13 protein-coding genes are annotated in these 13,483 nt (G+C 39.4%); 9 read left to right on the top strand and 4 right to left on the bottom strand.

Annotated features, from left to right (window positions below):
- Positions 1-7 precede the first annotated feature (7 nt).
- The gene (locus ABN212_RS11895) at positions 8-1,207 is read right to left on the bottom strand and encodes a glycine C-acetyltransferase (protein WP_198620322.1); all 1,200 of its coding nucleotides are present in this window, start codon (positions 1,205-1,207) and stop codon (positions 8-10) included.
- A gap of 270 nt (positions 1,208-1,477) precedes the next feature.
- Here ABN212_RS11895 and rfaD point away from each other — a divergent pair, with 270 nt between their 5' ends.
- Genes rfaD through rfaC form a run of 3 tightly spaced genes read left to right on the top strand, consistent with a single transcriptional unit; the run spans position 1,478 to position 4,434 of the window.
- Positions 1,478-2,416, top strand: a complete 939-nt coding sequence (rfaD, locus tag ABN212_RS11890) for an ADP-glyceromanno-heptose 6-epimerase (protein WP_198620321.1) — start codon at positions 1,478-1,480, stop codon at positions 2,414-2,416.
- A gap of 9 nt (positions 2,417-2,425) precedes the next feature.
- Positions 2,426-3,478, top strand: a complete 1,053-nt coding sequence (gene rfaF, locus ABN212_RS11885) for an ADP-heptose--LPS heptosyltransferase RfaF (protein WP_198626412.1) — start codon at positions 2,426-2,428, stop codon at positions 3,476-3,478.
- Positions 3,475-4,434 carry a lipopolysaccharide heptosyltransferase RfaC gene (rfaC, locus tag ABN212_RS11880; RefSeq protein WP_198630112.1) on the top strand — a complete coding sequence of 320 codons (960 nt, stop codon included), beginning with the start codon at positions 3,475-3,477 and terminating at the stop codon, positions 4,432-4,434. Before rfaF ends, rfaC begins: the two co-directional genes overlap by 4 nt.
- 21 nt (positions 4,435-4,455) lie before the next feature.
- Here the strand turns inward: rfaC and ABN212_RS11875 are convergent, their stop codons facing one another.
- Both ABN212_RS11875 and ABN212_RS11870 read right to left on the bottom strand, forming a co-directional pair.
- Complete coding sequence (locus tag ABN212_RS11875; RefSeq protein ID WP_198630111.1) at positions 4,456-5,529, bottom strand: glycosyltransferase family 9 protein; 1,074 nt, start codon at positions 5,527-5,529, stop codon at positions 4,456-4,458.
- Between the two features lies 1 nt (position 5,530).
- Positions 5,531-6,493, bottom strand: a complete 963-nt coding sequence (locus ABN212_RS11870; RefSeq protein WP_198630110.1) for a polysaccharide deacetylase family protein — start codon at positions 6,491-6,493, stop codon at positions 5,531-5,533.
- A gap of 159 nt (positions 6,494-6,652) precedes the next feature.
- Here ABN212_RS11870 and rfaQ point away from each other — a divergent pair, with 159 nt between their 5' ends.
- From rfaQ to coaD, 6 genes are all read left to right on the top strand, one after another.
- Entirely contained in the window at positions 6,653-7,720 is a 1,068-nt protein-coding gene (rfaQ, locus tag ABN212_RS11865) for a putative lipopolysaccharide heptosyltransferase III (protein ID WP_198626409.1), read from the top strand.
- Positions 7,720-8,853 carry a glycosyltransferase family 4 protein gene (locus tag ABN212_RS11860; protein ID WP_349443264.1) on the top strand — a complete coding sequence of 378 codons (1,134 nt, stop codon included), beginning with the start codon at positions 7,720-7,722 and terminating at the stop codon, positions 8,851-8,853. Before rfaQ ends, ABN212_RS11860 begins: the two co-directional genes overlap by 1 nt.
- Positions 8,850-9,953: a glycosyltransferase gene (locus ABN212_RS11855; protein WP_196533687.1), complete on the top strand. Its 1,104-nt coding sequence runs from the start codon at positions 8,850-8,852 to the stop codon at positions 9,951-9,953. Before ABN212_RS11860 ends, ABN212_RS11855 begins: the two co-directional genes overlap by 4 nt.
- Positions 9,954-10,034: 81 nt before the next feature.
- A complete protein-coding gene (gene waaA, locus ABN212_RS11850; RefSeq protein WP_349443263.1) occupies positions 10,035-11,312 on the top strand; it encodes a lipid IV(A) 3-deoxy-D-manno-octulosonic acid transferase in 1,278 nt (425 codons plus the stop codon).
- Positions 11,312-12,091, top strand: coding sequence for a glycosyltransferase family 2 protein (locus tag ABN212_RS11845; protein WP_349443262.1), 780 nt, complete (start codon positions 11,312-11,314; stop codon positions 12,089-12,091). Before waaA ends, ABN212_RS11845 begins: the two co-directional genes overlap by 1 nt.
- Positions 12,081-12,566 (top strand): pantetheine-phosphate adenylyltransferase, encoded by a 486-nt coding sequence (gene coaD, locus ABN212_RS11840; RefSeq protein ID WP_109419621.1) that lies wholly within the window; start codon positions 12,081-12,083, stop codon positions 12,564-12,566. Before ABN212_RS11845 ends, coaD begins: the two co-directional genes overlap by 11 nt.
- Here the strand turns inward: coaD and mutM are convergent.
- Positions 12,563-13,387, bottom strand: a complete 825-nt coding sequence (gene mutM, locus ABN212_RS11835; protein WP_198626404.1) for a bifunctional DNA-formamidopyrimidine glycosylase/DNA-(apurinic or apyrimidinic site) lyase — start codon at positions 13,385-13,387, stop codon at positions 12,563-12,565. The genes coaD and mutM overlap by 4 nt on opposite strands.
- Positions 13,388-13,483 lie beyond the last annotated feature (96 nt).

Genomic DNA, 13,483 nt, shown 5'->3' with positions numbered 1-13,483 from the left:
GGGAACCTTATGCAATCACATTAAGTTGTTTGCCGATTTTGATAAATGCCGCCACTGCACGCTCAATTTGTTCAGTAGTATGTGCTGCCGACATTTGTGTACGAATACGAGCTTGGCCTTGTGGTACAACAGGATAGAAGAATCCTGTGACATAAATCCCTTCATCAAGTAAGCGGGTTGCAAACTCTTGTGCTAATTTAGCGTCGCCTAGCATCACTGGAATAATCGCGTGATCAGCACCCGCCAATGTAAAGCCTGCCGCACTCATTTTTTCACGGAAAAGCGAAGCGTTACGCCATAAACGAGCACGTATTTCATCGCCTGTTTTCAGCATATCTAAAACAGCAATAGAGGCAGAAACAATTGCAGGTGCTAACGAGTTGGAAAATAAATAAGGGCGAGAACGCTGACGTAACCACTCAACCACTTCTTTGCGTGCTGCGGTGTAACCACCCGATGCACCGCCTAAGGCTTTACCTAAAGTGCCCGTGATAATGTCGACTCTGTCCATCACATCACAATACTCATGAGTTCCGCGGCCTTGTTCACCCACAAAACCCACGGCATGCGAATCATCGACCATCACTAAGGCACCAAATTCATCCGCTAAATCACAGATACTTTTAAGATCTGCAATCACACCATCCATAGAAAATACGCCGTCTGTCGCGATCATAATGTGGCGAGCATTCTCTGCTTTAGCTTTTTCAAGTTGTGCGCGCAGTTCTGCCATATTGTTATTGGCGTAGCGATAACGCTTCGCTTTACATAAACGCACACCATCAATAATAGAAGCATGGTTTAAGGCATCAGAAATAATCGCATCTTCGGGCCCCATTAATGTTTCAAATAATCCACCATTGGCATCAAAGCAAGATGAATACAAAATGGCATCTTCCATACCTAAAAATTCAGCAATTTTATTTTCTAATGTTTTATGTGAATCTTGAGTACCACAAATAAAACGTACAGATGCCATACCAAAACCGTGACTATCCATACCTGCTTTTGCTGCTTCAATCAGTTTGGGATGATTAGCCAAACCTAAATAGTTATTAGCACAAAAGTTAATAACATGGCTTCCGTCAGCAACGGCGATATCTGCGTTTTGTGAAGAAGTGATGATACGCTCATTTTTAAAGAGGCCATCTTGACGAGTTTGTTCGAGTTGTTGATTAATTTGTTGATAGAAAGAGTGGGTAGACATACTTTCTCCTAAGACTACAGGGCGAAAAGAGGTAACATACATTTTTGATTATAATGTAGTCGTTATTGTTTCTTATTCTATTCCTTTGTTCTATTAAAAACGACAAATGTAAATAAATAATGTTATTTATGTAATTAAGATCACTAATACACACTGTGTTTATCGAGAATTTCAGCCTGTTGTTCCGTGATGAATACTACCGTTAATGCTGTTCAGTGTTATTATAGACCTAGAGCTAATTTTTAGATTTTTATATGAAGGGGTAGCCACATGATTATCGTCACGGGCGGTGCAGGTTTTATCGGCAGCAATATTGTTAAAGCATTAAATGATGAAGGTTATACCGATATATTGGTTGTTGATAACCTTAAAGATGGCACCAAGTTCGTGAATTTGGTCGATCTGAATATTACCGATTACATGGATAAAGAAGATTTTATTGCGAGCGTTGTTGCTGGTGATGATTTCGGCGATATCGATGCAGTTTTCCATGAAGGTGCTTGCTCATCGACCACTGAGTGGGATGGCAAATATATGATGGATAACAACTATCAATATTCTAAAGAGCTACTTCATTTTTGTCTTGAACGCCAAATTCCTTTCTTATATGCCTCTTCGGCTGCCACTTATGGCGGTCGTACAGATAACTTTATCGAAGATAGAAAATACGAAGCACCTTTAAATGTCTACGGTTATTCAAAATTCCTATTCGATGAATATGTACGCCAAATTTTACCTGAAGCAGAATCGATGATTTGTGGCTTCCGTTATTTTAATGTTTATGGCCCTCGTGAAGGACATAAAGGCGGTATGGCAAGTGTTGCATTCCACTTAAATAACCAAGTAAATGCTGGACAAAATCCTAAGTTATTTGAAGGTAGCGAAACCTTCCAACGCGACTTTATTTATGTAGGTGATGTGGCTGCGGTTAATTTATGGTTCTGGCGCAATAATGTATCGGGAATTTTTAACTGTGGTACAGGCCGCGCTGAATCATTCCAAGCGGTTGCAAACGCAGTTATTGCGCACCATAAAGATAAAGATCTCTCTATCGAACATATTGAATTTCCAGAAAAATTGAAAGGTCGTTATCAAGCCTTTACACAAGCAGATCTCACAAACTTACGTAAAGCAGGTTATACCGCACCATTTAAAACGGTTGCCGAAGGCGTTGAGCTTTATATGCAATGGTTAAATCAAGGTAAGTAATCGCTGTTTATGAAAATCTTTGTGGTAGGGCCTTCATGGGTCGGGGACATGATGATGTCTCAAAGTCTTTATCGTACATTGAAAGCATTACATCCTGCGGCAACGATTGATGTGATGGCACCAGCGTGGTGCCGTCCATTACTTGAAAAAATGCCAGAAGTTGATAATGCCATCCCAATGCCGTTAGGTCATGGTGCATTAGCGATTGGTGAGCGTCGTCGTTTAGGAAAGCAATTAAGAGAAAATGGTTACACGCACGCTTATGTATTACCTAACTCGTTTAAATCTGCATTAGTCCCTTTCTTTGCAGATATTCCTAAGCGCACAGGCTGGCGTGGAGAAATGCGTTATGGCCTATTAAATGATTTACGCCCTTTAGATAAAGATGCCTTCCCGCTGATGGTTGAACGCTATGTGGCTCTAGCTTATGACAAGCAAAAAGTCCAAAAAGCGACAGATTTACCTCAACCTCTGCTTTGGCCTAAGTTATCGGTTACAGAGCGTGATATATCTACCACATTGACTCAATTTTCATTATCTACACAGCGCCCTGCAATTGGTTTTTGCCCCGGTGCTGAATTTGGTCCTGCAAAACGTTGGCCTCATTATCATTATGCAGCTTTAGCACAAAAATTAATTGCTGAGCAGGGTTATCAGATTTTCCTTTTTGGCTCTCAAAAAGATAAAGAAGCGGGTGAAGAGATAAAACAAGCCCTAACGCCAGAAGCACGTGAAGCCTGTTTTAATCTGGCAGGTGAAACCAGCCTTGAACAAGCGGTTAATTTGATTGCGTCTTGCAAAGCCGTCGTCAGTAATGATTCTGGTTTAATGCATGTAGCAGCTGCATTAGAACGCCCATTAGTCGCACTTTACGGCCCAAGTAGCCCTGATTTTACACCTCCGTTATCCCATAAAGCGCGTGTGATCCGTTTAATTACAGGTTATCACAAAATCCGTAAAGGGGATGCTGAACAAGGCTATCACCAAAGCTTAATTGATATTCAGCCAGAGCAAGTCTTTGCGGAACTTGAACATTTGTTGTCAACGGAGCCATCAGCGTGAAGCGGGTATTAATCGTTAAAACCTCCTCTATGGGAGATGTTTTACATACATTGCCCGCATTGACTGATGCAATAAATGCGTATCCTGATATCCGTTTTGACTGGGCTGTTGAAGAAGGCTTTGCACAAATTCCAAGCTGGCACCAAGCTGTTGATACTGTTATTCCAGTAGCAATACGCCGTTGGCGTAAAAATTGGTTTAGTGCGCCTATTCGTGCTGAGCGCTCACAATTTCGTCAAGCGATTCAAGCTCATCATTATGATGCTGTGATTGATGCACAAGGTTTACTAAAAAGTGCATTTTTAGTGACACGCTACGCCAAAGGCACTAAACACGGCTATTCTCGTCAATGCGCCCGCGAGCCTTTAGCTAGTTTTTTCTACAATGTTCGCCATGATGTCAGCAAAAAAATGCATGCGGTTGAACGTATTCGCCAACTCTTTGCGCTGAGCTTAAATTATCCCATTCCACAATCTCAAGGTGATTATGGGATTGCACAGCATTTTCTCTCACTTCCATCCTTTGATGAACGCCCTTATTTGGTATTCTTGCACGCAACAACCCGTGATGAAAAACACTGGCCAGAATCTCATTGGCGAGAATTAATCGCCCTACTCGCTGATTCAGGATTGCGCATTAAGTTACCTTGGGGCGCAGAGCATGAACATCAACGCGCTATCCGCCTAGCTAAAGATTTTGACTATGTTGATGTATTGCCAAAAATGTCGCTCGCGGATGTTGCTCAAGTGATTGCTGGTGCAAAAAGTGTAGTTTCTGTGGATACGGGGTTAAGCCACTTAACCGCGGCATTAGATAAACCGAATATCACTCTATTTGGCCCTACCGATCCTGGTTTAATCGGCGGTTACGGTAAGGCACAAATGTCTGTGAAAGCAGAAGGTGGAGATATTGGTGAGATAAAGCCACAGCAAATATTCGACCTTCTTGATATTTAGTCTTATAAACCCTAAAGATCACTAGCCTTTTAGGGTTTTATTGACTGCATTAAAGACTTCATCAACAGTAATTACATCCATAATCGACTCTGGAGCTTCACAAAAGAGAGGCTCTTTCTTAATCACGGTATGTAGCTCAAGATCTTGGTAAGGACCTGTTGAACAAGGATTTGCGGTGACAAATAAACTCACAGTTGGTCGTTTTAATGTAATCGCTAAATGTAAGGGTCCTGTATCACCAGTCACTAATACGTTCATCATATTGATATGACTTAATAAGTCTGGTAATGACGTTTTACCAACTAAGTTTTCTATATTTTTGTGATAATTAACAGGAAGTAATTTGAAAAATTCATCAGATAAACCTTGTTCATGAGGAGCACCAATTAACTTAATTATCAATGAATTATCACTGTTAATTAATTTTTTAGCTAACTCGACAAAATGAGAGACAGCCCATCTCCGTTCTGGCGTTGACGTTCCCATCTGAAAGCCGATCACTTTATATTCTATTTTTGGTAATAACTTTATCTTACAAGGGAGCTCCATATCAGTGCTTACATTTGTGATGCCTAAATGACTGACAAGATCTAATTTACTTTGAACAAGATGTACTGGTGTGGTGTTATGATCAGCAACAATCCATTTTGTAAACCACTTAGGAAGTTCATGAAAAGTATTACGCAAAATATATTGGCAACCTGCCATTACTGCGAATAGCACATCATAAGGGAGGTGAGAATGTAAAATTACAGCTAATTCAGGCTTATATTTTTTTGCCTGTAAGACAATAGGAAGTAAGTTTTTTATTTTATTATCCCAATAAATCACACTGTCTATTTGGTCATAGTTTTCAACTAATAACCTATTTTTCTCACTCGAAACTAATGTGATATGAGCATCTGGATAATGCGCACGAATGGCTCTTATCGCTGGGGTATTAAACATAAAATCCCCAAGCGCAGTCGTTGAAAAAATAAGAATGCTGTTAAATTGAATATCTGATGAAAATGTATCCGTTTTTTTCATCTTGCCAAAAAGTGGGTTATAGATATTTAAGAAGTTATGTACCCATTTCAGTTTTTTCAACTTCATTTTATTTTGCCTGTACTTTACTTTGATAATACTCAGCCAGCGTCATGCCCTGCACTTTATCTTTTAAGAAACTAAATAGCGTTTCTAAATCGTTATATAGCCCTTCGATATCTTTTTCTGTGCGGAATGTGGGGCTACCACCTGGCATAAATTCAGACGAGTGCAACATAAACTCAATATGATCATGACCTTGTGCTAAAGATTTTTCTGCTACTTCAATCATCTGGTGTACATTTCCGCCTTTAGGACGTAGCCAATTTACAGAAGGTGCCCGCTGTTTACCTCTTAATTTATCGTAACCTTGCTTAAATTTATTCATTAAAGGTGAGTGCTTATATTGAATACTCATCGGCACTTCTAGCAACGTTGAATTTCCTGCTTTAGTGATATCCTCTAGATCCATAAAATAAGCATGACTTGGAAAATCAGTGTAATTTGTTCCACCCGATTGTGCGGGATCACCTTTGGTAAAACGCCAATCCACTTTAGGTGTTACAGAGCAATCAACTTGATAACCAAATTCAACTAAAAGCTGTGCATAAATTTCATTAAATGCCCAACGACCCGCTCGATGACTTAACATTTTGGTTTGTAGTTTATTTTCAAGTAAGTCAGTCATTAACGCGATTTTTTCTCGCATTTGATCTTTAGGATATTCAACTAAGTAAGGCTGATGATGTAAATCATCATTGGTTAAAGGTACAAGTGGTGGGCTATTCCATGCATGTAAGTGCATACCAATTTCACCCGTATTACGTGCAATAACATCACGAGCAAACTCAATATAGGCATCATCCATTACCATTTCGTAATTTGTTAGCCAAACGGGTTTAAAATGAAAATGCTCGCAAAGTTGCTGAAAACGGGGTAAAAAATGCGTATTTTTTGTGGTGATATCACGTTCGTTTTCCCAAAGATTATCGCCTTCGGTATCTAATGTGATAATAAATGCTGGTTTTTTCATGCATACCCTGCCAATTAATGGATAATAGGCTAATAAATTTATATTTAATACTATGGCATGCAGTGTAAAACATCAATTCAATCAATATAAATTAGGTTTTATGGATGCTTTTGGCTGTTTTGTTTACAATTAGAGTATCTCACTAAAGCTAAAGTAATTATGACTAATATAAATCAATCATTTAATAGAATACTGGTTATTAAACTCCAACATCATGGAGATATGTTATTAACGACGCCCGTTATATGCTCATTAAAATCAGCTTATCCTAATGCAACGATTGATGTTTTATTATACAAAGAAACATTACCTATGCTTGAGCACAACCCATTCATCAATAATATTTTTTATCTTGATCGTAATTGGAAACATCAAGGTAAATTCACTCGATTAAAAAAAGAGTGGGAGCTTGGTCGAATATTACAAAAACAACAATATGATTTAGTTGTTAATTTAGCTGATCAGTGGAAAGCTGCCATTTTTGCTTTAGTCACTAAAGCACAAGTGCGCTTAGGTTTTGAATTTGAAAAGCGCAAAAACAGTCAGTTTTGGCAAAAATGCCACAATATTATTGTCTCTACGGCAGATCATGGACAGCTACACACTGTTGAACAAAATCTGAGTATCCTTGCTCCACTTAATATTCCTATTATTTCAGATGTTATGATGGCTTATAGCGAAGCAGATAAACAGTGGTTAACTGAGACTATTGAAAAATATCATCTCCCTAAAAACTATATCGTTATACAACCAACCTCTCGCTGGTTTTTCAAATGCTGGGATGAAGATAAAATGGCGACTTTAATTACAAAGCTTCAGCAAAATCATTATTCCGTAGTGTTAACTTCGGGCCCAGAAGCAAAAGAATTAGAGATGATACAAACTATTTTGGCACGCTGCCCAAACAAAGATGTGATAACGGTTTTAGCTGGGCAAACATCTTTATCTCAACTTGCTGTATTAATTGATAATGCAGGACTTTTTATTGGTGTTGATTCTGTCGCAATGCATATGGCTGCTGCATTAAAAACGCCTTTAGTTGCTCTTTTTGGTCCTTCTAAACTTGAACATTGGCACCCTTGGCAAGCAGTAGGTGAAACAATATGGGCAGGCAATTATGACGATATTCCACACCCAGACCATATAAAGACAGACACCCAACAACGTTATCTTTCCGCTATTCCGGTTGATGTGGTTTACAACACAGCTATAAGGCATTTATCTTAATGAATCACCCGTTACGACTCGCCATTGTCAGACAAAAATATCGCCCAGATGGGGGAGCAGAACGCTTTATTGCGCGCGCATTAGATGCATTATCCAACGATGACCTTGAACTCAATGTGATCACGCGAGAATGGCAAGGTGATACTAATTCAGATTGGCATATTCACTTATGCAATCCACGAAAATTGGGCAGGATTAGCCGAGAATTGGGTTTCGCTAAGGCAGCTAGAGCATGTTGGCAGGAAAATCATTTTGATATTGTTCAAAGCCATGAACGTATCGCAGGTTGTGATATTTTTCGTGCTGGTGATGGTGTACATCGCCGATGGCTATTACAACGCCAAAGAATATTGCCTAATTGGAAAGGGCGTTGGCTATTTTATGATAGATACCACCGCTATGTAATGAATGCAGAAAAACAGATGTATGCCGATCCCGCATTAAAACAAGTTATCTGTAATTCACAGATGGTTAAAAATGAAATTATTGAGGATTTTGGTGTTTCTGCCGATAAAATAACTGTCATTTATAATGCAATTGACCATAATGCTTTCGTACCTGCAACAAGTTCTCAAAAAGAGACCTTAAAAACACAATATAATATTCCACACGATGTACCTTGCTTTATTTATGTGGGATCAGGCTTCGAACGTAAAGGCTTAGCAGCTGCTATCTCAGCAATAGCAAAGACATCAGCTATATTGTTAGTAGTTGGAAGTGATAAAAATCAGCGTAAATATGAACAACTCGCAACACAATTAGGTTGTGAGCAACGCATTTTCTTTTTAGGTATGCAGAAAAAAACACTCGATTTTTATCAAATCGCGGATGCATTACTACTTCCTACTCTTTATGACCCTTTTCCTAATGTTATTCTTGAGGCATTATCGTGTGGTTTACCGGTGATCACCTCAACGACTTGTGGTGGTGCAGAGTTTATTCAACATGGTAAAAATGGATTTGTTTGTGATGCATTGGATATTTCAGCATTAACTGATGCAATTACACAGATCCCAAAAGAAACAGCGTGGACTGAGATGTCACAAGTGGCGAGAGAGACCATTCTCCCTTATACACCACAACGATTATCAGGCGAGCTTATTTCACTTTATAAACGGATATTAGCCTTGTGAGTCAACAACATATACTTTTTATTATTGATGGATTACCGGGTGGTGGCGCTGAAAATGTCACGCTCAGGCTAGCTAATGGTTTTCATCAAGCTGGATACCAAGTCACATTATTATCCTTACATAATAAATTAGCGTATGAACTACCTGATTTTATTGATTATATTGTTGATCATGATAACTATCGTGGAATTTTTAGAAAATTAACTGAAATATCGCGTAGAGCAAAATCGCTTGATAATGTACTCACTCAACTTTTTGCTAAAAAAGGGCGCCCAGCGCTTGTTCTTTCTAATTTACATAAAACAGACCGTATTGTTTGTCGCTCTAAACAACTAAAAAGCTGCAATGTTTGGTACTGTATTCACGGCATTTACTCTCAATCTTATCTTGGTAATAAATCAGGATTTTCATATTGGTTGAAAAAAATAAAAATCCAACGAGTTTATCGAGATAAAAATCTCGTTTGTGTTTCTAATGCGGTAAAAGATGATCTAATCAATGCCATTGGTATTCATGCTGAACAACTAAAAACTATTTATAACCCATTTAATATTGAAGAAATACAGCAAAAAGCTACCCTTTCTAATCCATTTGCCGAACAAGATTATATCTTGCATGTGGGTCGATTACATGAAGTAAAAAGACAAGACAGATTAATTGAGGCTTTTGCTAAAGCCGATTTACCTTGCCAACTCATTATATTAGGTGAAGGTACTCCCACCGTTAAACAGCAATTAGAAGCTCAAATTAAACAACTTAACTTAGTGGAGAAAGTCACACTTGCGGGTTTTATCCCAAACCCTCTCCCTGCAATCAAAGGCGCTAAAGTGGTTGCATTAAGCTCTGATAGTGAAGGGCTTCCTACTGTATTAATTGAAGCATTAATATGTGGTGTGCCTATCGTCAGTACTCGATGCCCTGGTGGGGTCAGCGAAATTATGACAGACGAGCTTTCTGATTACCTCTCTACAATGGATAGTGACTCTCTCGCAGAAAAACTTCGCCTTGCGTATTATTCACAACCTCAAATATTGCCATCATCCTATGCAAAATTTGAACTAAACCATATTTTAAAGCAGTATATCGCTTTAATTCCTTAATCCGCGCTTACTTGTTTTACACACTTTCTCTCACACAGTGTGATACTATAAGCGTTCGTCCAGATAAGTGAATTTGATAGCATGTTGTTGCGTTTATATCAGGTACTTCTTTACCTTATTCAACCTCTGATTTGGTTGCGTCTTTTATTACGCAGCCGTAAAGCACCCGCCTACCGTAAACGGTGGGGAGAGCGCTATGGCTTTTGCAAAGGCAAAGTCGTCCCTCAGGGTATATTATTGCATTCCGTTTCTGTCGGTGAAACACTCGCCGCAGTGCCGCTTGTTCGTGCCCTTCGTCATCACTATCCTGATTTACCCATTACCGTCACTACTATGACGCCAACTGGCTCAGAACGTGTGCGTTCTGCATTTGGTGATGATGTTTACCATGTCTATCTTCCTTATGATTTACCCGGTTCAGTTAATCGTTTTCTTAAAACGGTTGACCCAAAATTGGTGATCATTATGGAAACGGAGTTATGGCCTAACCTAATTTCAAAACTTCATCAACGAAAAATCCCGTTGATTATTGCTAATGCACGTTTATCAGAGCGCTCTGCTGCGGGTTACCAAAAATTGGGCAGCTTTGTCAAAACGATGCTCCAAAAAATCACTTTGATTGCTGCTCAAAATCAGGAAGATGGTGAACGATTTATCGAGCTTGGTTTAAAACGTTCACATTTACATGTTACAGGTAGCCTAAAATTTGATATTTCTGTCACCCCAGAGTTAGCTGCAAGAGCGGTTGCTTTGCGCCGTCAATGGGCTGCTCACCGCCCGGTTTGGATAGCAACAAGTACCCATGAGGGTGAAGAAACCATTATTTTAGAGACACATAAAAAGCTACTGACACAATTTCCTCAGCTTTTGTTAATTTTAGTCCCTCGCCACCCAGAGCGTTTTCCTAAAGCCGAACAATTAACGCGCGAAGCAGGGTTAAAATATACCTTACGAAGTACCGATGCTGTGCCAGATGCACAAACGCAAGTGGTTATTGGCGATACAATGGGCGAGCTTATGTTGCTCTATGGTATTGCAGATTTAGCCTTTGTTGGAGGGAGTTTGGTTGAGCGTGGTGGTCATAATCCTTTAGAAGCCGCCGCTCACGCTATCCCTGTTATCATGGGACCTTATACTTTTAATTTTAAAAATATCTGTGCCAAGCTTGACCAAGCTGAAGGATTAATTACGGTTACAGACAGTGAATCGATGGCGACTGCTATTGCTTCATTGCTTAATGATGAAGATTATCGCCGTTATTATGGTCGTCATGCAGTTGAAGTGCTTCATGAAAATCAAGGGGCATTACTGCGTTTACTTACCTTACTTTCACCTTATCTTCCTCCACGGAGTCACTAATGAGCCAAAGTAAGCGCCTTTCTGTGGTGATGATCAGCAAAAATGCAGCTGATATCATTGGTGAATGCTTAGACTCAGTACAATGGGCTGATGAAATCATTGTATTAGATTCTGGTAGCCAAGATGACACCTGCCGTATTGCGACAGAGAAAGGGGCTAAAGTCTTTATCAACAGTGAATGGCCTGGGTTTGGTAAACAACGCCAATTAGCGCAGCAATATGCCTCTGGTGATTATATTTTTATGATTGATAGTGATGAACGCGTCACTCCTGAACTCAAAAGCAGTATCCTCGCAGTATTGCAACAACCTGAAGAAAATGTCGTTTATAACTGTGCTCGCCGTAACTTATTTATGGGGCGATTTATGAAACACAGCGGTTGGTATCCCGATAAAGTGACACGTTTATATGCCCGTGAGCATTATCAATATAACGATAATTTAGTGCATGAATCATTAGAAACAAAAGATGCAACAGTAAAAACCTTGCAGGGTGATCTACTGCATCTTACCTGCCGTGATTTAATGGAATTTCAGCAAAAACAGCTAAAATATGCCTCCGAATGGGCAAAAGAACGCCATCAACAAGGTAGAACAACAAGTTATAGTTCTATCTTAAGCCATACTGCTGGTGCTTTTTTTAAGACATGGCTGTTAAGAATGGGTTTTTTAGATGGGAAACAGGGATTAATACTGGCATTTGTTAACGCACAGTATACCTTTAATAAATACGCCTCTTTATGGGAACTCAGCCAGAAGACTGTAAATCATGAAAAATAAAGCTATCTATCCCGGAACCTTTGATCCTATCACTTATGGTCATATTGATATTTTAACGCGTGCGGCAGGTATGTTTGATACGGTTTTATTAGCGATTGCTGATAGCGCCCGTAAAAATCCTATGTTCACCTTAGAAGAGCGGGTTAATTTAGCCAGAGAAGTGACAAGCCATTTACCTAATGTTGAAGTGGTGGGATTTAGTGAACTGATGGCTAACTTTGCTAAGCAACAACAAGCCACCATTTTAATTCGCGGTGTCCGCTCTGTTTCTGATTTTGAATATGAATGGCAACTTGCGAATATGAACCGTCACTTTGCGCCTGATCTTGATAGTGTATTTTTACTGCCCTCTCAAAATCTTTCATTTGTCTCTTCATCGTTAATTAAAGATGTGGCGCGCCATGACGGTGATGTCTCTACGTTTTTACCTGAAGTTGTCACCACCGCCATGCTAAAAAAACTCGGTAAAATTTAGCTCTCATTTTCACCATGTTGGCAATGTCGGCAGAAAAATGTGCTACGTTGCCCTTGTTTAATACTTTCTATCGGTTGACCACAAATTAAACAAGGCTTGTCTTTACGCCCATAAACAAATAACTCTTGCGCAAAATAACCCGGCTTACCGTCTGACTGCAGAAAATCTTTTAGCGTTGTGCCACCTTGTTCAATAGAACGGGTTAATACGCGCTTAATCGCCGTGACAAGAACCGCACATTCTTCTTGCGTTAAACTATTGGCTTTTCTATCTGGCATAATTCCTGATGAAAATAGTGCCTCATTAGCATAAATATTACCGACACCAACCACTAATTTATTATCCATTAACCACGGTTTTATAGCCGTTTTTTTATTTTTGGATTGTTGATAGAGATATTCGGCATTAAATTCATCTGAAAGTGGCTCTGGCCCTAAATGCGCTAATACAGAGCTTGTGGCTAAATCTTCACACCATAGCCAAGCACCAAAGCGTCGTGGATCAGTATAGCGGAGTACTTTACCATCACGAAAAATCAAATCGATATGATCATGTTTTTCTTCAGGTTGTTCCTCTAATAATATGCGTACACTTCCTGACATCCCTAAATGAATAATGATCCACCCAGTATTAAGTTCGATTAGCAAATATTTAGCACGTCGCTTTACACTTAAAATAGGTTCATCTAGTAACGTTTTTATTTTTTCTGAAACAGGCCAACGTAATTTGCTATTACGTACAATGGCATAGTGCAACACATTGCCCACAAGATGAGGCTCAATACCTCGGCGACTAGTTTCGACTTCCGGTAATTCAGGCACAGGTTGCTCCATGATTATCAGATAAGAGATACAGCGATAAACACATTTTTATTGTATGATCGCCACTCTATCAAAAGTATAAAGGATGATGGCAGA

This window comes from Proteus genomosp. 6 (assembly GCF_040139785.1).
GTDB lineage: Bacteria > Pseudomonadota > Gammaproteobacteria > Enterobacterales > Enterobacteriaceae > Proteus.
Note: the sequence above shows the minus strand (reverse complement) of the source record. Positions and strands in the feature narration are given on the sequence as shown.

Coding starts and splice junctions, on each gene's coding strand:
- ABN212_RS11895 (WP_198620322.1), bottom strand. CDS start 1,207: ATGTCTACCCACTCTTTCTATCAACAAATTAATCAACAACTCGAACAA.
- rfaD (WP_198620321.1), top strand. CDS start 1,478: ATGATTATCGTCACGGGCGGTGCAGGTTTTATCGGCAGCAATATTGTT.
- rfaF (WP_198626412.1), top strand. CDS start 2,426: ATGAAAATCTTTGTGGTAGGGCCTTCATGGGTCGGGGACATGATGATG.
- ABN212_RS11875 (WP_198630111.1), bottom strand. CDS start 5,529: ATGAAGTTGAAAAAACTGAAATGGGTACATAACTTCTTAAATATCTAT.
- ABN212_RS11870 (WP_198630110.1), bottom strand. CDS start 6,493: ATGAAAAAACCAGCATTTATTATCACATTAGATACCGAAGGCGATAAT.
- rfaQ (WP_198626409.1), top strand. CDS start 6,653: ATGACTAATATAAATCAATCATTTAATAGAATACTGGTTATTAAACTC.
- ABN212_RS11860 (WP_349443264.1), top strand. CDS start 7,720: ATGAATCACCCGTTACGACTCGCCATTGTCAGACAAAAATATCGCCCA.
- waaA (WP_349443263.1), top strand. CDS start 10,035: ATGTTGTTGCGTTTATATCAGGTACTTCTTTACCTTATTCAACCTCTG.
- ABN212_RS11845 (WP_349443262.1), top strand. CDS start 11,312: ATGAGCCAAAGTAAGCGCCTTTCTGTGGTGATGATCAGCAAAAATGCA.
- coaD (WP_109419621.1), top strand. CDS start 12,081: ATGAAAAATAAAGCTATCTATCCCGGAACCTTTGATCCTATCACTTAT.